This is a genomic window from Mycolicibacterium helvum (assembly GCF_010731895.1).
Classification (GTDB): domain Bacteria; phylum Actinomycetota; class Actinomycetes; order Mycobacteriales; family Mycobacteriaceae; genus Mycobacterium; species Mycobacterium helvum.
Map to the genome: position 1 here is coordinate 1,610,867 of NZ_AP022596.1, position 19,914 is coordinate 1,630,780.

Sequence of the window (19,914 nt, forward strand, 5' to 3'; positions counted from 1 at the left end):
GGTGTGGTGTGGCTCACATGACTACCACTCTCGAACCTCAGACCACCGACGACGTGACGCCGCAGCAGCGGGTCGACGCGTGGCTCGCCGACTTCGAGGCGGCACTGGCTGCTCGCGACATCGACCGGGCCACCGCCAAATTCGCCACCGACAGCTTCTGGCGCGACCTCGTGTCCTTCACCTGGAACATCAAGACCGTCGAGGGCCGCGATCAGATCGCCGGCATGCTGGCCGCGCGGTTGGCCGACACCGCCCCGTCGGGGTTCCGCACCCGTGAGGCGCCGACCGCCGAAGGTGATGTGACCTCGGCGTTCATCGAATTCGAAACCGCGGCCGGGCGCGGGACCGGGCATCTACGACTCAAGGGTGACCAGGCCTGGACGTTGTTGACCGCACTGCAGGAGCTGAAGGGGTTCGAGGAGGCCAAGGGGTCCAGTCGGGTGATGGGCGCTGTGCACGGTAGCGACCCTGATCCCCGGTCGTGGGCCGAGAAACGCGCCCAAGAGGAAACCGAGCTGGGCCGGACCACCCAGCCCTACACACTGGTGATCGGTGGCGGTCAGGGCGGGATCGCGCTGGGCGCGCGACTGCGCCAACTCGGGGTGCCTGCCATCGTCGTCGACCGCCACGAGCGGCCCGGAGACCAGTGGCGCAAGCGATACAAGTCGCTGTGCCTACACGACCCGGTCTGGTATGACCACCTGCCCTATCTGCCGTTCCCGCAGAACTGGCCGGTATTCGCGCCGAAGGACAAGATCGGCGATTGGCTGGAGTTCTACACCCGGGTCATGGAAGTGCCGTACTGGTCGAAAACAACCTGCCTGTCGGCCTCCTTCGACGAGTCGGCTCACCGCTGGACAGTCGAAATCGATCGCGACGGTGAGCGGTTGACGCTGTATCCGGCCCAACTGGTGCTGGCCACCGGCATGTCGGGTAAGCCGAGCGTTCCCACCTTGCCGGGCCAGGACGTCTTCGCCGGCGAACAGCACCACTCCAGCGCCCATCCCGGGCCCGACGCGTATGTGGGCAAGAAGGCCGTGGTGATCGGCTCGAACAACTCGGCGCACGACATCTGCAAGGCGCTCTACGAGAACGGCGTCGACGTGACGATGGTGCAGCGGTCCTCGACGCACATCGTCAAGTCGGACACCCTGATGGACATCGGCCTTGGTGACCTCTACTCCGAACGCGCGCTGGCGGCGGGGATGACCACCGAGAAAGCCGACCTGACGTTCGCGTCGCTGCCCTATCGGATCATGCACGAGTTCCAGATCCCGTTGTACGACCAGATGCGTGAACGCGACAAAGAGTTCTACGACCGGCTCGAGGCGGCCGGATTCGAATTAGACTGGGGCTCAGACGGTTCGGGGCTGTTCATGAAGTACCTGCGCCGCGGTTCGGGCTACTACATCGACGTCGGTGCCTGCGATTTGGTGGCCGACGGCAAGATCAAGCTGGCCCACGGTCAGGTCGATCGGCTCACCGAACATTCGGTGGTGCTGACCGACGGCACCGAACTGCCGGCCGATGTGGTGGTGTACGCGACCGGATACGGATCGATGAACGGCTGGGCAGCCGACCTGATCGGCCAGGACGTGGCCGACAAGGTCGGCAAGGTGTGGGGTCTGGGTTCGGACACCCCGAAAGACCCCGGACCATGGGAGGGCGAGCAGCGCAACATGTGGAAGCCCACCCAGCAGGAGAACCTGTGGTTCCACGGTGGCAACCTGCACCAGTCCCGGCATTACTCGCTCTATCTGGCGCTGCAGCTCAAGGCGCGCTATGAGGGAATCCCCACCCCGGTGTACGGGCTGCAGGAGGTGCACCACGTGAGCTGATAGCACTGCCCGCAGAATAGGGGGCATGGCTCACGACGACCCCTACCTCTGGCTCGAAGAAATCGCCGGTGAAGACCAGCTCGCATGGGTGCGCAAGCACAACGATCCGACAGTCGCCGAATTCAGCGGCGAGAGGTTCGAGCAGATGCGCGCCGAGGCGTTGGAGGTTCTCGACACCGACGCGCGGATTCCGTACGTGCGCCGGCGCGGTGAGTATCTCTACAACTTCTGGCGCGACGCCACGAATCCGAGGGGGCTGTGGCGACGGACCACGCTGGAGAGCTACCCGACCGAGGATCCCGACTGGGACGTGATCATCGACCTCGACGCACTCGCCGCCGCCGATGGCGAGAAGTGGGTGTGGGCGGGCGCCGACGTCATCGAGCCGGATCACACGCTGGCGCTGATCAGTTTGTCGCCAGGCGGCTCGGATGCCGCGATCGTGCGCGAATTCGACATGGTGAAGCGGGAATTCGTGACCGGCGGCTTCGAGCTGCCGGAGGCGAAGTCGCGGGTGTCGTGGGAGGACCACGACACTCTGCTGGTGGGCACCGACTTCGGGCCCGATTCGATGACCGAATCCGGCTACCCGCGGATGGTGAAGCGGTGGCGGCGCGGTGAGCCGCTGGCTGAGGCGCAGACGTTGTTCACCGGGCCGGTCACCGACGTCGCTGTGGGAGCGTCGGTCGACCGCACCCCAGGCTACGAGCGCACGTTGCTGAGTCGAGCCGTCGATTTCTTCAATGATCAGGTGTACGAACTGCGTTCGGGTGAACTGGTTCGGATCGATGCACCGACGGACGCGAGTCTGTCGGTGCATCGGGACTGGCTGCTGATCGAACTGCGCAGCGACTGGCTGACAGGCACCGCGTCATATCGGACCGGGTCGCTGCTGGCCGCCGACTACGAGCAATTCCTCGACGGGACAGCCGAATTAGCGGTCGTGTTCGAACCTGATGAGCATTCCAGTCTGCACCAATACTCCTGGACGCTCGACCGTCTGCTGCTGGTGAGTCTGGTCGACGTCGCCAGTCGGGTCGAGATCGTCACACCGGGATCCTGGACACGCGAACCCGTTGCAGGCGTCGGAGACAACACCGTCATCGTTGCCACCGATCCGGATGGCGACGAGATCTTCTTGGATAGCAGCGATTTCATCACGCCGTCACGACTGCTGCACGGCAGCGCAGGTGGTGAGCTGACCGAGATCAAACGCGCTCCATCGTTCTTCGACGCTGCCGACCTTGAAGTAGCACAACATTTCGCAACCTCCGACGACGGGACGGCGATCCCCTATTTCGTCGTCGGTCACAAGCACAACGGGGCGCCAGGCCCGACGCTGCTGGGCGGCTACGGCGGATTCGAGGTATCACGCACCCCTGGCTACGACGGCGTCCTGGGGCGGCTGTGGTTATCGCGGGGCGGCACGTACGTGCTGGCGAACATCCGCGGCGGCGGCGAGTACGGACCCGCCTGGCACACCCAGGCGATGCGGGAGGGCCGACACAAGGTAGCCGAGGACTTCGCCGCGGTGGCAAGCGATCTCGTCTCACGCGGAGTGACCACCATCGAGCAGCTGGGCGCGCAGGGCGGCAGCAACGGCGGCCTGCTGATGGGCATCATGCTGACCAAGTACCCGCAACTTTTCGGCGCGCTGGTATGCCAGGTGCCGCTGCTGGACATGAAACGCTTCCATCTGCTGCTGGCCGGGGCGTCGTGGGTGGCCGAGTACGGCGACCCGGACGAGCCCGAGGACTGGGCGTTCATCTCGGAATACTCGCCGTATCAGAACATTTCGGCCGACCGGGCCTATCCCCCGGTGCTGATCACCACCTCAACACGCGATGACCGGGTGCACCCGGGCCATGCCCGCAAGATGACCGCCGCGCTCGAGGAAGCCGGCCATCCGGTCTGGTACTACGAGAACATCGAGGGCGGGCACGCCGGGGCAGCCGACAATGCGCAAACGGCCTTCAAGTCCGCGCTGAGCTACTCATTCCTGCATCGGATGCTGGGCTGATCGAGTGAGTTGACCAGCCAACACTACGTAGTACCCTCTAGCTAACAGCTAACTCGCTAGGGGGTTCGCCATGCAGGTCGACGTGGAGGAGATGCGCTCCGGCGCGAACCGGTCGTACAACGCTGCCTCTTTCGCCATGGAGGGCGCTGACCAGCTGAGTCGCTCAAACGTCGGCGCTGGCATCTTCGGTGATTTTTCGGCCGCGGAGTCGTTTCACAGCGCACTTTCCGATGCGCACAGCAACCACATCCAGCGGCTACGCGACCACGAGAACCGGCTGGGGGTCGTTGGCGACAAGGGACACAAGACGGCGTCGGTGTTTGTCGAGATGGAAGAACGCAATGCCGAGGCCCTGCGTTCGGTGCTGTGACCGAATATCCGAGCCTCAAGCACATCAGCATCGGCGCCCTCGTCGGTGAGGCCGGCGGGGATCCGTGGAAGGTAGACCAGACGCTGCAGAGCGGCGATCCCGGGGCGATCAACGACCTCGGCCGGGCGTTCTACAGCGCGGGCGCCTGTACCGCCGAGACATACAAAGAATTCGAACAAGCACAGCAGCGATTCCGCGCGTCCTGGAACCGGGAAAACGGTGAGCACCCCATCAATGACAGCGCTGAGGTGCAGCGCGCTACGACCCGGCTGATGGTGCAGCAAGATCAGCTGCCCGCCATCGGCACAGATCTCGCCAATATCGCGGCAACTCTCGCTGAGACACAACGCTTTTCAGGCATGCAGGTAGAGAACCTCAACACCCAGCTGCACTACATCGACGCACTCATCGATCAAGCGCTGGCCCACGATCAGGACACCTCCGCGCTGGAAGACAACGCGATCACAGCAACCTCCGGAGTACTGCACCAAGTCGAGGCACTGCGCGACGACTACGGCACCAAGCTGGACGCGGCATTGACCGACCTGCGTGCCGAGCACGGCTACGACCCCGCCCCCATCGAGGATGTCGACGGTGACGGCGAGCCCGGCGCCGAACAGCGCGGCCGCGAATCCACCGACCACTACGACGCAAACCAGCGCGCCAAAGATGAGGCGCTGGCCAACAGCGGCGGCCCGATGACACCGGAAAAGGCCGACGCCGCAGCGCGTTTGCGTGACTTCACCACCGCAACCAATCCCAGCGCTGACGCGGACGCTCGTCGGCTGGCCGGCGAACGACTCGATGATTTCCGGATGGCTCACTTCACGGGGCCACTGCCGAAAGATCCCATCCTCGGCGGAGATGCCCGTACACGCGCACAGGGCAGGCTGGACTTGCAACGAAAGCTTGAGCAGGGCCTCTACGGACTGCCGCCGATGTCGGCCGACCAAGCCACACAGCAGCTTGATGATGGAGAGCGATTCGGCCGCGCACTGACACTCAAGCAGGCTGTGGATGCACTCGTAGCCCAAGGAATGTCACCAGAAGGTGCTGCTCGTACGGTAAGCAAGGTTGCGGGAGGCGTCCCCTGGTCTGAACTGATCAAACACGATTCAGGGCTAATTGCTGGTGCAGGAGCTGGCATTAAGGCCATGGCAGACAGCGCATCAAACGGTCGACACTACGTGCCCGACGTTCTCACTGCCGATGACGCCGGGGTACTGCTCAAGGTCGGCAAGCATCTCGGTACGGCGGGCACAGTAATCGACGGTGTGCTGACGCTGAATGACCTGGCTCACGGCGCCAAGCCAGGTGAAACGCTGGGCGGGTTCGCCGGTGGCGCAGGCGGGGGTGCATTCGGTGCATGGATCGCGACAGTCGGGGCCGGATCTGTGGTCGGCCCTGAAGGGACGTTCGTAGCAGCTGTCATCGCCAGCGTTGGGCTTGCTGCGGGAGGCGAATGGGCAGGCAAAAAGGTGGGAGGAATTTTTGATAATGCTTTCGGCAACTGATATCGCGCTACCGACCTGGTCTGTGGTCCTACTTGGATTCGGCAGCGCCATGATGCTCGGCGGTCTGGTTGCCGTGGTGGTGGCCCGTCAACCCAAATGGGAGCGGCGTTTCTATTGGGTCACCTGGCTGATTGGCGGTGCCGTCGGCTCGGCCTCGCTCATTCCGCGGGGGCTCGGGTTAGCCATAGCCACATACCTCGTACTCGCCCTGGTCGCCGTTGTGTGGGCATTCTTTCGGACCAACTACATCAAGCTGGGTGGTCGGATCATCGCCGCCACTCCCTCTGACCGTCAACCCGATTCAGAGCGCTGACGTGTTCGATGCCGCTGGCCGAGGCACAGACGTTGTTCACCGGGCCGGCCACCGATGTCGCCGTGGGACGCCGAGACATACAAAGAATTCGAACAGGCACAGCAGCGATTCCGCGCGTCCTGGAACCGCGGGAACGGTGAGCATCCCATCAATGACAGCGCTGAGGTGCAGCGCGCTACGACCCGGCTGATGGTGCAGCAAGATCAGCTGCCCGCCATCGGCACAGATCTCGCCAATATCGCGGCAACTCTCGCTGAGACACAACGCTTTTCAGGCATGCAGGTAGAGAACCTCAACACCCAGCTGCACTACATCGACGCACTCATCAATCAAGCGCTGGCCCACGACCAGGACACCTCCGCGCTGGAAGACAACGCGATCACAGCAACCTCCGGAGTACTGCACCAAGTCGAGGCACTGCGCGACGACTACGGCACCAAGCTGGACGCGGCATTGACCGACCTGCGTGCCGAGCACGGCTACGACCCCGCCCCCATCGAGGATGTCGACGGTGACGGCGAGCCCGGCGCCGAACAGCGCGGCCGCGAATCCACCGACCACTACGACGCAAACCAGCGCGCCAAAGATGAGGCGCTGGCCAACAGCGGCGGCCCGATGACACCGGAAAAGGCCGACGCCGCAGCGCGTTTGCGTGACTTCACCACCGCAACCAATCCCAGCGCTGACGCGGACGCTCGTCGGCTGGCCGGCGAACGACTCGATGATTTCCGGATGGCTCACTTCACGGGGCCGTTGCCGACCGACCCGATGGTTGGAGGCGACGCGCGAAGCCGAGCACGGACGCGGCTCGAGTGGCAACAAAAGCTGGAACAAGGAGCGTTCGGCACCAACCCAATGACACCCGACCAAGTGACGCAACTGCTCGATGACAGTGAGCAGCATGGACGGGTCCTGGTGACGCAGCGGGCTCTCGACATGCTTCAGCGCGAGGGTGTATCGAAGGAAGGCGCGGATGCCTTGATCTCCAAGGCCGCAGGCGGCATACCCTGGAACGAGCTCGTCCAACAGAACACTGACCTTATGAGCGGGTTCTCGGCCGGAGTTGGTGGATACGCCAAAGGCCTGCCGGTTAACGCGCATGACTTCGACAGAATGTCACTCTCAGATGTGAAGGCCATCTCAGAGTTCGGCAAGTACACAGGTCGAGCCGCCACAATATTCGACGCGGTACTGACGTACGAAGACATCAAGCACGGCAAGCCTGCCGGGGAGGCGATCGGAGAGTTCGCCGGCGGTACCGCACTGGGTGGGTTGGGTGCCTGGGGCACCGCGATCGCGGTTTCGTCCGTCGCCGGTCCCGAGGCTACCTTTGCGGCTGCTCTAGTAGCGGGTATAGCGACCGGCGAACTTGGTAAATGGATTGGAGGTGAAACGGGTGCACTATTCGACAAGTGAGCCCCTATCCGCGACCGCGCCCCATTTTCCTGCTTGGTCAACTGTGTTGTTCGTGGTCGCGCTAGCACTCATTCTGGCGACTACAGCAGGCATCGCCCGCGCAGATTCTGTTGAGGCCAAAAGACTTATCTACTGGCTGGGCTGGATGTCAGCGGTCGCGTGCGCAGCGGTGTCGTTACTACCACTTGGTCTAAAGACGACCGTCATCACCTTCGTGGGTTTTGCATTCGCGGTGGTTTTCTGGGCCTGGCTGACCACTCCGTACCTGAAGATCGGCCGGCGGACCTTTGCCTTGACGATGGCGGACAGACGTTCAGGTCAAGGCCCAGATTCCGGCGAGGACGCGCCCGCTCAGCTGCCGGCCAACCACTATCCCGGTCCAGTAACGGCAGGGACGGTCTGGTGGATCTTCGCCATCCTCACGACTGCCGCTGGCGTCGGCGTTTACCTCGGAGGCTGGCGATGGCAGACGATTACCGTTGCTGTCGTACTCACTGCGCTCGGGGCCATCTCGGGACTCGATGATGCGTCTCGCGCACTGGGCCCAGCCCGGGGCCAGCACGTACAGGCAGCTGTGATCGCTGTGGCCTCGATTCTGCTCTGGCTGGCCCCGATTGCCGCCTATGCAATCGGTTACACCATCGGGCTCCGACACGCTACGGGCAGAGACAGCGGCCCCCGTTCACTCGACCATGGCTCTTGAAACATGGTCGCACTGGCTGTTTATCGCTGGCTCCGCAGTACTCGCCGCAGCCTGGGTCGGCACCGCGTTCGTCATAGACCGTCAGCATGAGCGTTGGGTGTACTGGTTCGGCTCGGTGCTCGGCGGCGGCTTCATCTCCCTCAGCTGGGCGGACCGGGTGTGGAAGGTTGTCGTGGCCGGAGCACTCTCCATCGCGTCGTCACTGTCCTCCATGCGTACATCAAGACGCCCTACATCAGGATTCGAGGTCGCAATCATGCCTTCTCGATGCAGGACAGCGCTCCCGATCCATCTGAGATCGATCCCGACGAACCTCCGTCTATGTCACCGCGCGACAGCTATCCCGGCCGGGCCACCGCGTCCAAGACGTGGTGGTTGTTCGTCGCATGCGTCGGGTTCTTCGGCTTCGGTGGCGCACTAACGGGGTGGAATGCAAAGACCCTCCCCGCTGCAGGAGTGGTTTGTCTCGGAGCCCTCGCCGGCGGGATGGGACTGCGACAGGGAGCGAATACCTCCTATACGGCGGCGGACCACGCATATGAGGGCGCCCGACGACTCGACAGGGGCGGTGTTGACGACAGGGTGTTCGGCGACTTCGCGGCCGCGAAGGCCTTCAGCCGAGCTGTCTCGGAGACGCAAGCTCGACACGTCAGTCTCATCACGAAGCACTACGAGACGTTGGGATCAGTGGGTGACAAAGCCCACGAGGCGATGTCGACGTTCGCCGACATGGAAGGCCGCAACGCTGCGGATTTGCAGGCGGTTACGGGCACCGAATTCTGATCTACCCACTGCGCCTATGGTGACCGTTTATGGTGCCGCGGATGCGCCCGGTATTCGAGGGACTCCGTGCGCCGCAGTGGGCATCGTCGACCCGCCGCGAATGCCGCGAGGTAGTGAGCTCCATCTGATCCATGAGCTTGGCTGGACGCGTGAAGAACAGGACGCGGCAGGGCGGCACTCACCCGCCGAAGCGCTGACGCGGACGCTCGTCGGCTGGCCGGCGAACGACTCGATGATTTCCGGATGGCTCACTTCACGGGGCCACTGCCGAAAGATCCCATCCTCGGCGGAGATGCCCGTACACGCGCACAGGGCAGGCTGGACCTTCAACGAAAGCTGGAGCAGGGCCTCTACGGACTGCCGCCGATGTCGGCCGACCAAGCCACACAGGCACTGGACGAAGGAGACCAATTCGGCCGCGTCGTTGCTGTGAAGCAAGCGATGAATGCGCTTACCAGCCAGGGCATGTCCGAGGACGGCGCCAAATCGGTGATCAATGACTTGGTCCATAGAGCAAGCGATCTCACTGACTACACAGGACCGGCGTCCGCGGGCGTCGAAGCCTACGGCGAGCGGGTGCCCGGTGGGCGCCACGCGAAGCTGGAAGACCTGCTGTCACCGGCCGATGCGGAAAAGTGGGCACATATCGCCGGAAAAGTCGGACGAGTTGGCGACATTATTCAACTCGGCACCGCAATCAGCGACCGCATCCAGGGCGGAAGCAACGAAGAGCTGGGCAGTGCTGTCGGCGGATTCGCAGGCGGCTCTGCGGCCGCGTGGGGAGCCGCAGCCGTCGCTGGGTCCTTCACCGGCCCCTGGACGACGGCGGCGATCGTAGTGGCGGCCAGTGTGGTGGGAAGCGGTGCTGGCGAACAGGTTGGCGGTGGCATCGGGTCGCTTTTCGACCCAGCATTGAGGTCTGCTGGCGGTGGTGGAGGGAGTTGGTAGTCATGGCGCACACTTTGGGCTATGCCGGTTTGGCCGCAATAGTCGCGGGGGGAATTCTCAGCATGTTTCCGCTGTGGAGATCGGCGACTCTGTCGCCAGACTCGATCGAGCGCCGCGTCTACTGGACCGGGTGCGCAATTGGTATCACCCTGCTGTTCTGTTCTCAGATCCCCAACTGGGGCCAAGGAGTATTTTTCGCGCTCGGCACGGCTGTGGCCGTGCTGGCGATTGCATTCCAGTGGACCAACCACATCAAAATCAATGGCCGAATCTATTCGGCCTTCAACAACAACCGTCGTCCCGACCGGCCGCCAGCACCGGCTCCCGAGAATGCGGATGATTGATCGCTCTGTCTTCGCAGCTGTCCTTCATGGCCTTCGCGACCCGGTTGCCCGGCACCACGCCCAAGAGGACGACGGCGAATAGTCGTCCGCTAATTCGTTCTGGCCAGACTCACCAGCAGCGAGACGATCACCCCGATGATCACCAGGCCGCCCCCGACAATGAGGCTGATGTTCAGCCACTGATGCATGCTGTCCTGCGCGGCGCCGACCATCACCTCGGCGATCCGCCGGATATCACCAGACGAATTGTTCAACACCGCGTCCAGGCGTCGGCGGCCGAATTCGATTGCCGCCCAACCGGCAGCGCCCACCAGCAGAGCCGACACGCCGAGCCCCACGAGCATCTTGCCCCGACTGCGGGCCACGAAAAGGGTGAGCAGGGCGAACAGCCCGGCCACCACCGCGGCGCCGACGCTGACCCACGGGCCGAAGGTCGCGACCGGACGTAACGCGCCGGGCCGCAATGCCGCAGGCGCATTGTCAGTCAACGGGATTGGTAGAGACGACGGCAGCGTGACGTTGTAGTCGCTGAGCGTCTCTTTGAACGCGGCGTCCGAGAGCATCGGCGCGGCGTCGATCACCCACCGGCCTTGCGAGTCGACACTGGAACGGACCCGGTCGGTGAACAACCAGCGGTGCGCGAAGCGATTCGCCTGCGCGAACTGTCCTGGGAACGTCGAACTCGCGGTGTAAGCGGCAGCGACCAGACTCACCGTCCCGGTGTTCACGCTGGTACCCAGTCGGCCCACCTGCGAGGTCAGCTCCGAAGCCATCGCCGACTGCAACCCGGGATCGGCCGCCGCCTTCTGCGCCAGCGCTGCGTAGCCGTCCTCGTCGACCAGGTGTTGCTGCACCCAGGCCGCCGGCAGGGCGACCGCCAACAAGAGCGTCGTGACGAGCCACATCAGCAGCGTCGTCGCGAACCGCACGCGTCCTCCTCTACGGGGACGCGACGCCTCAGTCGGAGTGCGTTGCGCGGCCCACGATCAACGGGTCGGGCTGGCCGACCACCTCATGGTCTTTGTTGTCGTAGTTGAACTTACTCAGCACGTGGCGCATCGCGTTGATCCGCGCGCGTTTCTTGTCGTTGCTTTTGATGACGGTCCACGGCGCAATCTCGGTGTCCGTCCAGGCGAACATGTCTTCCTTGGCCGAGGTGTAATCGTGCCACTTGTCCAGGGACGCCAGATCGGTCGGCGACAGTTTCCACTGCCGAACGGGATCGACCTGACGGATGGTAAACCGGGTGCGCTGCTCGCTCGAGGACACCGAGAACCACAACTTCGTCAGGCTGATGCCGTCGTTGACCAGCATCTGCTCGAACAGCGGCGCCTGCCGGATGAACTCGGCGTGCTGCTTGGGCGTGCAGTACCCCATCACCCGTTCCACCCCGGCGCGGTTGTACCAGGACCGGTCGAACATCACGATCTCGCCGGCTGCCGGCAGATGGTTGACGTAGCGCTGGAAGTACCACTGGGTGCGTTCCTTCTCGGTCGGCTTCTCCAGTGCCACGACCCGTGCGCCTCTCGGGTTGAGGTGTTCCATGAAGCGCTTGATGGTGCCGCCCTTACCGGCAGCGTCGCGTCCCTCGAACACCAAGACGTGCCGCAGCCCGTGGGCCTGGCTCCACTTCTGCAGCTTCAGCAGCTCGATCTGCAGCAGCCGCTTCTGCTCCTCGTACTCGTTGCGGGACATCCGATGCTCGTACGGGTAGTTCTCCCGCCACGTGTCGACGGCCAGCCCGGCTGCATCAAGCAGCACGGGGTCGTCGTCATCGTCGTCAAAAACTGTGAAGCCGTTGCTCTCGAGTGACACGCGCGGAAATTATCAGCGGCAGGCAAACCCGGGGTGACGTCGCGGTGAACGGCGGATCGCAGTTCAGGCTGCGCCAGAATTACCCCGCGCGGACCCACCCTTGCCGCCCGTCGAACCGCCGTCGGACTTGGCGGCTTGACCCTGCTTCGCCGACTTGTGCTCCGGACCCGCCGCCTTGAGGCTCGGACGCACCCGCACGTGGGCTTTCGGAGTTTCCGCTTTCTGGTCGGCCGACGTCGTCGAAACATCGCTCGCAGCACTGTCTTTGGCTTTCGCCGCCGCCGACGCCGGAGTGGCCGAAGCCGCCGCCGCAGCCGAAGGGAACGGCGTCGGCGTGATCGGGGCCGGCAGGTTGCTCAACAAGCCGTCGACGGCGCTAACGAAGCCGTTGTAGAGGTTCCAGGCCAACCCGTCCTGGGCGCCTGGTGCGCTCTCCCCGATCGGGGACGGCAGGTAGAAGAACGGCTTGGCAATGTCGCGCGCCACGTTGCCCAGCAGGCCCGCGCCCAAGTTCGGATCGAACACGTTGTACACCAGGTTGCTCAGCAGCCCGGGAATCTCGGACGGGTTCTGGATGGCCGATTCGACCGTCGCTTCGAGATCACCGGGCACATAGGCGGCCCAGTAGGCGACGTCCGCGGCCAGGAACACCGGAAGCCCGAGGGTGCTCTGCACGGCGTACACCAAGCGGCCGGGGACCGTGCTGTACATGACCGCCAGCGAGTCGACGGCCGCGGTCGGGTCGGGCAGGTTGGCGAAGGCATCGTTGATGCCGTCGGCTAGGCCGTTGATCGCGTCCGAGACATTCGTGCTCAGCGGCGCAGGCAGAAGTGCGGCCAACTGCTGGAGCACGTAGGCGTTCGTGTACCAGGCGTAGGTGTAGTTGGGGTAGTTGTCCGACGGGTTGAGGTACAGCTGCGCGATGTAGCTGAGCACGCTGCCGATCGCGGCCGGATTCTGCACCGCGGCCAGCGCCGCGAACACCGGGTTCCACGGCACGCCCTGACCGAAATCGCTGTCGTCGGTGTAGAAGTTAAGTCCCAGAACACCATCCGTGGCGATCACGGCTGCGTTGGCGACGGCGTTAACCGCGTCTCCGAAGTTGTACAACACGTCGGTCACTACCGAGGTGTTCCGCACCGCGATATTGCTCAGCGTCAACGTCGCCTCAGGCGCGGCACCGACCATCGCGGGTGTGGTGGCGACCACGCCAGCGGTCAGCAGGGCTGCGGCGAGTTTGGTATGTGGACGCACAGTAATGGACATGGATCCCCCCGAATCTGTTGGTACGGCAATCACCGTTACGGCAGCATCGCATGCATTGACGAGCGCGTCAACGACATCGGTCGATGACAGCAAACCCGCTGCACACGATCGCGCTGCCGAGCAGCAGACCGCCGATGGCGTCGGTGAAGTAGTGGTAGGTCACCGCCTGGCCGAGCATCCCCAGCAGCGCCCAAACGATAGCCACGGCAACGATCCATCGCCGCGCACCCACGACCACGATCAGCACGCCCAGGGCTACCACCATCAGCGTCGTATGTCCGCTGGGATAGGCGAGCGCACCACCTTTCTCCCGGCCGAACCAGTCCTTGAACAACCGCGTAAACCACACGGCGACCACAGGAGTCGCCACGACGAGCACCGCCAGCAGCCATCGCTGACGATAGACGGCCAACGCCAGTGCGCCGATCAGGATCACCGCGATCGTGCGCTGATCGGTGAAGAACAGCAGCCAGCCCAGCCCGCTGCCGCGGGCACGCTGGAACCAGTCGTCGATCGGCGTCGACCCAGTGCCTACTGCCCAGCCGAGCAGCGCCATGGCCGCCAGACCGAACGGCGGCCACCACCGAACGACGTTGGTGGTCAGCGGGCGATGCCCCGCACGTACGCCGCCTGGCCGAGATGCTGAGCGCAGTCATCAATGATGCTGACCAACCGGACGCTCGCCGTCACTGGCGGATTCCAGTTCGTGTCGACCACCCGGGCGAGCTCGTCGGTGGTGACGCTGGCGATGTATTCCAGCGTCGCCTTGTGCACGGCGTGGTAGTAGCCGGCCAGCAGATCGGCGGGCACGCGAACCTTGCCCACATCGTCAGGGGTGTGCCCGTAGCCGTGCGCGTCACGCGGCAGGTCCAGTCCGAATTGGTCCACCCAGCCGCCGGAGAACCACACCTGATCGGTTCCGGCGATATCGGCAAGCTGGGCGTCCTGAACGCGGGCGCTGTGCCAGATCAGCCAGGCGATGCTGTTGGCCGTCGCGGTCGGCCGGAAGAACGAGACATCGTCGGTCAGATCGTCGGTGAGGTCGTTGACGTGTTCGATGATGCGGGCGAAGGCGTCCCGTAGCAGTTCGCGGGCGGCGTTCGCATCGGACAGTGAGTCAGTCATGGGGCTGACGCTACGCGCCGTGAAAAACCGCCTCGACGTTGTTGCCGTCGGGGTCTCGGACGAAGGCGCCATAGTAGCCAGGGTGGTATTCGGGCCACAGCCGCGGAGCGTGCAGTGACTCGGCACCCAAGTCCAGCGCGGCATCGTAGAAGGCCTTGACCGCGTCGACGTCGGCCGCGGCGAACGCGATGTGCACCTCACGGTTGGGGCCGGAAGCATCGTCGGCCGCGGCATCGGAGATCCAGAAGTCTGGCTTGCCGTCCCGGCCGTAACCGACGGCGACGTCGAAGTCCATCTGTCGCGTAAAGCCGAGGACACCGAGCACGGCGTCGTAGAACTCCTTGGACTTGGCCCAATGGCTGCAGTTGATTCCGAAGTGATCGATCACAGCGTCCATACTGTCAGCCGCCGTAATCTGAGCGCATGAGTTACGACTTGGTCATCCGCAACGGCACGATCGTCGACGGCTTGGGCGGCCAGCCCTACTCCGGTGACGTCGCCGTGTCCGGCGGCGTCATCGTCGCGGTGGGCACCGTTGACGGGGCGGGGGCCCGCGAGATCGACGCGACCGGACTGCTCGTGACACCGGGATTCGTCGACCTCCACACCCACTACGACGGGCAGGCGATCTGGTCGGATCGGCTCACGCCGTCGTCGGCCCACGGGGTCACGACGGCACTGATGGGCAACTGCGGGGTGGGGTTCGCGCCGTGCCGCGCCGAAGACCATGACGTGCTGGTGGACCTGATGGCCGGCGTGGAGGACATCCCCGGTGTGGTGATGGTCGACGGTCTGCCGTGGAACTGGCAGACATTCCCGGAATTTCTCGACGCCCTGGACTCCGGGCGGCGAGACATCGACGTGGCGGCACTGTTACCGCATTCCCCGCTGCGGGTCTATGTCATGGGCCAGCGCGGAGTGGACCGCGAACCGGCTACGGCCGAGGATCTGGCACAGATGCGGAAGCTGGCCGCCGAGGCTGTCTCTGTCGGGGCGCTCGGGTTCGCATCGTCGCGGCTGACGATTCACAAGTCCGAGAGCGGCAAGCCGATCCCGAGCTATGACGCCGCTCAGTCCGAGATCGAGGCGATCGCCCGCGGCGTCGACGACGCCGGTGGCGGCCTGATCCAATTCGTCCCCGATCTGGTTGCCGGTGACTACGAGCCCGCGCTGCGGACGGTATTCGAGGTGGCCGCCGAGGTGGGCCTGCCTGTCACGTTCACCCTTGCGGTCGGCAATGCCGGCGAGCCGTACTTCCTCGACGCGCTGACCATGGTGGAGAAGGCCAATGCCGACGGCGGTGATGTCACCGCGCAGATCTTCCCGCGCCCAGTCGGGCTGGTGATCGGGCTCGAGCTGAGCGGCAATCCGTTCGTGCTCTATCCCAGCTACCAGGAGATCGCGGGGTTGCCGCTGGCCGAGCGAGTCGCCGAGATGCGTAAACCCGAAGTGCGCGAACGTATTCTGGCCGACAAGCCGGGCGGCACTGGTCATCCGTTGATGTTTGCCGTGCAGGCGTGGGATTACATCTATCCCCTCGGTGAACCGCCGAACTACGAGCCCGACCCGTCGACGTCGATCGCCGCCCGCGCCCGGGCGCGTGGCGTGAGCCCGCTGGAAGAGGCCTACGACCGCGTGCTGGACGACGACGGCCACGCGATGTTGTTGGTGACACTGGCCAACTTCCGCGACAACTCGTTGGACACCGTGGCCGAGCTGCTGCCGCGCGAGGACGTCATCCTCGGGCTGGGCGACGGCGGCGCGCACTACGGCATGATCTGCGACGCCAGCTTCCCGACCTACCTGCTGACGCATTGGGTACGCGACCGCGCGACGGGACGGCTGAGCCTGGCCGCGGCCGTCCGGGAGTTGACGTCGGTGCCGGCCCGGGTTGCCGGGCTGGCCGATCGTGGCCGAATTGCGTTGGGCTACAAGGCCGATCTGAACGTTATCGACCATGCGGCGCTGACCCTGCACCGGCCGGTGATCGCCCGCGATCTGCCCGGCGGTGGACGTCGGCTCGACCAGACCGCCGACGGCTATGTGGCGACGATCGTCACCGGTGAGGTGATCACCGAGAACGGCGTGCCCACCGCGGCGCGGCCCGGGAAGCTGATCCGCGGGCGTCAACCCGCGCCGGTAGGCACATGAGCCGGGTTCAGCCACTGGCCGAGCCGTGGAGCCCCCAGGACGCCACCGATCCGCGGTGGAGCGCCGATGAGCGCACGCTCATCGTCGTGACTTGTCCGCACGTGAACCCATGAGCATCAAGGTCGATCTCGATCAGCTCGCCGGCACCCTGGGCGACTACCTGCTCGGCTACTTGATCACCGTGAGCGACGACCACCGCGCGCACACCGTAGCCGTGGATGCCCGGCTCAATGACGGCGTGCTGGATCTCGGCGCGGTCGGCAACAGCACCCGCCGCAACACGCTGGCCCACCCCGACGTGACGGTTCTGTGGCCGCCGCGCGAACCGGGCGGGTACACCCTGATTGTCGATGGGCGAGGCGAATTCGTCGCCGATTCGCTGCGGGTGATCCCACAGCGAGCGGTGCTACACCGACCGGCCGTGCCTGGTGTCCCGCTCTAGCCGCCGACTGTGGGGTTTCATCCGCAACACGCCGCTAACCGCGGATAAGAATGCACACTCACCATGTACGGGGACATCCGCGGGCAAGCAGGGCGGAACCAACTCGGTCGAGGAACACCCCCGGCTTGTTGTGCAGCATCGAACTCGTCACCCGGATGTCTACCCAACCCAGCTCCGGCAATCTGGCATACCGCTCGACATCCTTGGACCGTTGATTCGGATCGGTCCAATGGTGGGCGCCGTCGAAGTCGACTCCGACTCGCCACTCCGGCCAGCCCATGTCGAGCCGAGCAATCACACATCCATCCTCGTCGCAGACGCGTATCTGGGTGTCGGGGCGTGGAAAGCCATTGCGCACGAGTTGAATTCGGGTCAACGTCTCGTACGGCGACTCAGACCCGCCGTCGACCAACTCCAAGACCTTCTGCAGTTGCCTGAGCCCGCGAACACCGCGATGGCTAGCGATCACGTCGTTGATATCCCCGACCTTGACCTCCGTGGCCTGCATAAGCGCGTCGATTCGTTGCACCGCGGACGTGAAGACAAGTCGGCGCCCGAGGTCGAATGCCGTGCGAGCAGGCGTGGTTACGGGCAGTCCGAGAGTCTCTTGCGTTTCTCCGGGTAACAAATGGTCAGCGTGGACGACGATCCGTGCCGGCGGTCGGCGATTGGTGTGCACCAGTTCGGCGGCCGCGTCAGGCTCAATCCACTTGGCCCCCAATAGTGCCGAAGCCGACAATCCGGCGACTACGCCTCTGCGGCGGGACCACAGCCAGGCGGCCCGCGCGCGATCTACGGCTGAGATGTCGGCTCCGCGCGGAGCCCAGACGCCTGGATACAGGGCGGCATGGAACCGCCTGAGCTCGCGGAATGTGAGCGACTCAGCAGCCAGGGCCTCCGCCGCAAGGAACGGCCAGGCGATGGTCTGCATTCGCGAAGACTGACAGTGCGAGGCCGCGCGTGTGTTCCGCCGTCCACAGCAGGGCATCGAGTGTGCGGATCGATACGCCAACCGCGGCGTGTTGCGTATGAAACCGCACACTCGGAGAACTGAATAACGAAAAAGCCCCGGTGCGCTTAGCGCACCGGGGCTTCTTTCGTACTGGGACTTAGAAGTCCATACCGCCCATGCCACCGGTCGGGTCGCCCGCAGGTGCGGCGGCCTTCTCCGGCTTGTCGGCAACGACGGCCTCGGTGGTGAGGAACAGGGCCGCGATGGACGCTGCATTCTGCAGCGCCGAGCGGGTGACCTTCACCGGGTCAGCAACGCCGGCCTTGAGCAGGTCCTCGTACACACCGGTCGCGGCGTTGAGGCCGGTTCCCGACGGCGAGTTGGTGACCTTCTCGGCGACAACGCCGGGCTCGAGGCCCGCGTTGAAGGCGATCTGCTTCAGCGGAGCCGACAGCGCGACGCGCACGATGTTGGCACCAGTGGCCTCGTCACCCGAGAGCGACAGCTCGTCGAGAGCCGGAGCCGACTGCAGCAGAGCCACGCCACCACCGGCGACGATGCCCTCTTCGACAGCAGCCTTGGCGTTGCGCACGGCATCTTCGATGCGGTGCTTGCGCTCCTTGAGCTCCACCTCGGTGGCAGCTCCGGCCTTGATCACCGCAACACCGCCGGCCAGCTTGGCCAAGCGCTCCTGCAGCTTCTCGCGGTCGTAGTCGGAGTCGCTGTTCTCGATCTCGGCACGGATCTGGGCCACCCGGCCGGCGATGGCGTCGGAGTCACCGGCGCCCTCGACGATGGTGGTCTCGTCCTTGGTGACGACGATCTTGCGAGCCTGGCCCAGCAGGGAGACGTCAGCGGTCTCGAGCGAGAGGCCGACCTCCTCGCTGACAACCTGGCCACCGGTCAGGATCGCGATGTCCTGCAGCATGGCCTTGCGGCGGTCACCGAAGCCCGGAGCCTTGACGGCGACGGACTTGAAGGTGCCACGGATCTTGTTGACCACCAGGGTCGACAGGGCTTCGCCCTCGACGTCCTCGGCGATGATCAGCAGCGGCTTGCCCGACTGAATGACCTTCTCCAGCAGGGGAAGCAGATCCTTGACGGTCGAGACCTTCGACGACACCAGCAGGATGTACGGATCCTCGAGGACCGCTTCCTGACGCTCGGCGTCGGTCACGAAGTAACCCGAGATGTAGCCCTTGTCGAAGCGCATACCCTCGGTGAGCTCCAGCTGCAGGCCGAAGGTGTTGGACTCCTCGACGGTGATGACACCCTCGTTGCCGACCTTGTCCATGGCCTCGGCGATCAGGTCGCCGATGGTCTGGTCGCCCGCGGAGATTCCGGCGGTGGCCGCGATCTGGTCCTTGGTCTCGACCTCCTTGGCGCTCTTGAGGAGCGTCTCGGTGATCTTCTCGACGGCCTTCTCGATGCCGCGCTTCAGACCGAGCGGGTTAGCGCCGGCTGCGACGTTACGCAGGCCTTCGCGAACCAGTGCCTGGGCCAGCACGGTGGCAGTGGTGGTGCCGTCGCCAGCGACGTCGTCCGTCTTCTTGGCAACTTCCTTGACCAGCTCAGCGCCGATCTTCTCGTAGGGGTCCTCGAGCTCGATCTCCTTGGCGATGGACACACCATCGTTGGTGATCGTGGGAGCGCCCCACTTCTTCTCCAGGACGACGTTGCGACCCTTGGGGCCCAGCGTCACCTTTACCGCATCGGCGAGGGCGTTGAGGCCCCGCTCGAGGCCACGGCGTGCCTCTTCGTCGTAAGCAATGATCTTGGACATTGCGAAGTGAATCCTCCGGTTGGGGGTTACACGTTCTTGGGTCGGACACAGTGCCCGCGACGGACGACCGCAGCTGTGTTCTGCTTCGGTCTCACCGTCCCGACCTAGCACTCACCGGTCGGGAGTGCCAA

Annotated in this window: 20 protein-coding genes; 12 read left to right on the plus strand and 8 right to left on the minus strand. The window is 64.6% G+C overall.

Features of this window, described 5'->3' with window-relative positions; translation table 11 throughout:
* Nucleotides 1-17 precede the first annotated feature (17 nt).
* From G6N38_RS07510 to G6N38_RS07555, 10 genes are all read left to right on the plus strand, one after another.
* Nucleotides 18-1,838, plus strand: a complete 1,821-nt coding sequence (locus G6N38_RS07510; RefSeq protein ID WP_179968493.1) for an NAD(P)/FAD-dependent oxidoreductase — start codon at nt 18-20, stop codon at nt 1,836-1,838.
* Between the two features lie 25 nt (nt 1,839-1,863).
* The gene (locus tag G6N38_RS07515; RefSeq protein WP_163746948.1) at nt 1,864-3,858 is read left to right on the plus strand and encodes a prolyl oligopeptidase family serine peptidase; all 1,995 of its coding nucleotides are present in this window, start codon (nt 1,864-1,866) and stop codon (nt 3,856-3,858) included.
* 70 nt (nt 3,859-3,928) lie between these two features.
* Complete coding sequence (locus tag G6N38_RS07520; RefSeq protein WP_163746949.1) at nt 3,929-4,228, plus strand: DUF2563 family protein; 300 nt, start codon at nt 3,929-3,931, stop codon at nt 4,226-4,228.
* On the plus strand, nt 4,225-5,742 hold the full coding sequence (locus tag G6N38_RS07525) for a putative alpha/beta hydrolase (protein WP_163746950.1): 1,518 nt from the start codon (nt 4,225-4,227) through the stop codon (nt 5,740-5,742). The genes G6N38_RS07520 and G6N38_RS07525 overlap by 4 nt, the downstream gene beginning before the upstream one ends.
* Nucleotides 5,726-6,055 (plus strand): hypothetical protein, encoded by a 330-nt coding sequence (locus G6N38_RS07530; protein WP_163746951.1) that lies wholly within the window; start codon nt 5,726-5,728, stop codon nt 6,053-6,055. Before G6N38_RS07525 ends, G6N38_RS07530 begins: the two co-directional genes overlap by 17 nt.
* 54 nt (nt 6,056-6,109) lie before the next feature.
* Nucleotides 6,110-7,471 carry a putative alpha/beta hydrolase gene (locus G6N38_RS07535; RefSeq protein ID WP_163746952.1) on the plus strand — a complete coding sequence of 454 codons (1,362 nt, stop codon included), beginning with the start codon at nt 6,110-6,112 and terminating at the stop codon, nt 7,469-7,471.
* 43 nt (nt 7,472-7,514) lie between these two features.
* The gene (locus G6N38_RS07540) at nt 7,515-8,174 is read left to right on the plus strand and encodes a hypothetical protein (RefSeq protein ID WP_163746953.1); all 660 of its coding nucleotides are present in this window, start codon (nt 7,515-7,517) and stop codon (nt 8,172-8,174) included.
* 321 nt (nt 8,175-8,495) lie between these two features.
* The gene (locus G6N38_RS07545) at nt 8,496-8,957 is read left to right on the plus strand and encodes a DUF2563 family protein (protein ID WP_163746954.1); all 462 of its coding nucleotides are present in this window, start codon (nt 8,496-8,498) and stop codon (nt 8,955-8,957) included.
* 243 nt (nt 8,958-9,200) lie between these two features.
* Nucleotides 9,201-9,905, plus strand: a complete 705-nt coding sequence (locus tag G6N38_RS07550; RefSeq protein WP_163746955.1) for a hypothetical protein — start codon at nt 9,201-9,203, stop codon at nt 9,903-9,905.
* Between the two features lie 2 nt (nt 9,906-9,907).
* Nucleotides 9,908-10,249 carry a hypothetical protein gene (locus G6N38_RS07555; protein ID WP_163746956.1) on the plus strand — a complete coding sequence of 114 codons (342 nt, stop codon included), beginning with the start codon at nt 9,908-9,910 and terminating at the stop codon, nt 10,247-10,249.
* Nucleotides 10,250-10,338: 89 nt separating this feature from the next.
* Here G6N38_RS07555 and G6N38_RS07560 read toward each other — a convergent pair whose 3' ends face one another.
* From G6N38_RS07560 to G6N38_RS07585, 6 genes are all read right to left on the minus strand, one after another.
* The gene (locus G6N38_RS07560; RefSeq protein WP_163746957.1) at nt 10,339-11,178 is read right to left on the minus strand and encodes a hypothetical protein; all 840 of its coding nucleotides are present in this window, start codon (nt 11,176-11,178) and stop codon (nt 10,339-10,341) included.
* A 28-nt stretch (nt 11,179-11,206) separates the two neighbouring features.
* On the minus strand, nt 11,207-12,064 hold the full coding sequence (gene ppk2 / locus G6N38_RS07565) for a polyphosphate kinase 2 (protein WP_163746958.1): 858 nt from the start codon (nt 12,062-12,064) through the stop codon (nt 11,207-11,209).
* A 63-nt stretch (nt 12,065-12,127) separates the two neighbouring features.
* Nucleotides 12,128-13,330 (minus strand): hypothetical protein, encoded by a 1,203-nt coding sequence (locus G6N38_RS07570; RefSeq protein WP_163746959.1) that lies wholly within the window; start codon nt 13,328-13,330, stop codon nt 12,128-12,130.
* 67 nt (nt 13,331-13,397) lie between these two features.
* Nucleotides 13,398-13,886, minus strand: coding sequence for a phosphatase PAP2 family protein (locus G6N38_RS07575; protein ID WP_163746960.1), 489 nt, complete (start codon nt 13,884-13,886; stop codon nt 13,398-13,400).
* A 44-nt stretch (nt 13,887-13,930) separates the two neighbouring features.
* Nucleotides 13,931-14,455: a mycothiol transferase gene (locus tag G6N38_RS07580; RefSeq protein WP_163746961.1), complete on the minus strand. Its 525-nt coding sequence runs from the start codon at nt 14,453-14,455 to the stop codon at nt 13,931-13,933.
* Nucleotides 14,456-14,465: 10 nt separating this feature from the next.
* A complete protein-coding gene (locus G6N38_RS07585) occupies nt 14,466-14,843 on the minus strand; it encodes a VOC family protein (protein WP_163746962.1) in 378 nt (125 codons plus the stop codon).
* A 35-nt stretch (nt 14,844-14,878) separates the two neighbouring features.
* Between G6N38_RS07585 and G6N38_RS07590 the strand changes: the two genes are divergently transcribed.
* Nucleotides 14,879-16,606: an N-acyl-D-amino-acid deacylase family protein gene (locus tag G6N38_RS07590; protein WP_163746963.1), complete on the plus strand. Its 1,728-nt coding sequence runs from the start codon at nt 14,879-14,881 to the stop codon at nt 16,604-16,606.
* Nucleotides 16,607-16,715: 109 nt separating this feature from the next.
* On the plus strand, nt 16,716-17,048 hold the full coding sequence (locus G6N38_RS07595) for a pyridoxamine 5'-phosphate oxidase family protein (protein WP_163746964.1): 333 nt from the start codon (nt 16,716-16,718) through the stop codon (nt 17,046-17,048).
* Between the two features lie 58 nt (nt 17,049-17,106).
* Here G6N38_RS07595 and G6N38_RS07600 read toward each other — a convergent pair whose 3' ends face one another.
* Together G6N38_RS07600 and groL are read right to left on the minus strand one after the other, a co-directional pair.
* Nucleotides 17,107-17,979 (minus strand): type IV toxin-antitoxin system AbiEi family antitoxin, encoded by an 873-nt coding sequence (locus G6N38_RS07600; RefSeq protein ID WP_163746965.1) that lies wholly within the window; start codon nt 17,977-17,979, stop codon nt 17,107-17,109.
* A gap of 178 nt (nt 17,980-18,157) precedes the next feature.
* Nucleotides 18,158-19,783 carry a chaperonin GroEL gene (gene groL / locus G6N38_RS07605; protein ID WP_163746966.1) on the minus strand — a complete coding sequence of 542 codons (1,626 nt, stop codon included), beginning with the start codon at nt 19,781-19,783 and terminating at the stop codon, nt 18,158-18,160.
* Between the last annotated feature and the right edge of the window lie 131 nt (nt 19,784-19,914).

Bases quoted from the DNA above. Each gene is read 5' to 3' on its own strand.
- G6N38_RS07550 (WP_163746955.1), top strand. From the start codon at position 9,201: ATGGCTCACTTCACGGGGCCACTGCCGAAAGATCCCATCCTCGGCGGA.
- G6N38_RS07570 (WP_163746959.1), bottom strand. From the start codon at position 13,330: ATGTCCATTACTGTGCGTCCACATACCAAACTCGCCGCAGCCCTGCTG.
- G6N38_RS07595 (WP_163746964.1), top strand. From the start codon at position 16,716: ATGAGCATCAAGGTCGATCTCGATCAGCTCGCCGGCACCCTGGGCGAC.
- G6N38_RS07600 (WP_163746965.1), bottom strand. From the start codon at position 17,979: ATGCAGACCATCGCCTGGCCGTTCCTTGCGGCGGAGGCCCTGGCTGCT.
- G6N38_RS07590 (WP_163746963.1), top strand. From the start codon at position 14,879: ATGAGTTACGACTTGGTCATCCGCAACGGCACGATCGTCGACGGCTTG.
- G6N38_RS07530 (WP_163746951.1), top strand. From the start codon at position 5,726: ATGCTTTCGGCAACTGATATCGCGCTACCGACCTGGTCTGTGGTCCTA.
- G6N38_RS07510 (WP_179968493.1), top strand. From the start codon at position 18: ATGACTACCACTCTCGAACCTCAGACCACCGACGACGTGACGCCGCAG.
- groL (WP_163746966.1), bottom strand. From the start codon at position 19,783: ATGTCCAAGATCATTGCTTACGACGAAGAGGCACGCCGTGGCCTCGAG.
- G6N38_RS07580 (WP_163746961.1), bottom strand. From the start codon at position 14,455: ATGACTGACTCACTGTCCGATGCGAACGCCGCCCGCGAACTGCTACGG.
- G6N38_RS07575 (WP_163746960.1), bottom strand. From the start codon at position 13,886: ATGGCGCTGCTCGGCTGGGCAGTAGGCACTGGGTCGACGCCGATCGAC.
- G6N38_RS07520 (WP_163746949.1), top strand. From the start codon at position 3,929: ATGCAGGTCGACGTGGAGGAGATGCGCTCCGGCGCGAACCGGTCGTAC.
- G6N38_RS07535 (WP_163746952.1), top strand. From the start codon at position 6,110: ATGTCGCCGTGGGACGCCGAGACATACAAAGAATTCGAACAGGCACAG.
- G6N38_RS07555 (WP_163746956.1), top strand. From the start codon at position 9,908: ATGGCGCACACTTTGGGCTATGCCGGTTTGGCCGCAATAGTCGCGGGG.
- G6N38_RS07515 (WP_163746948.1), top strand. From the start codon at position 1,864: ATGGCTCACGACGACCCCTACCTCTGGCTCGAAGAAATCGCCGGTGAA.
- G6N38_RS07545 (WP_163746954.1), top strand. From the start codon at position 8,496: ATGTCACCGCGCGACAGCTATCCCGGCCGGGCCACCGCGTCCAAGACG.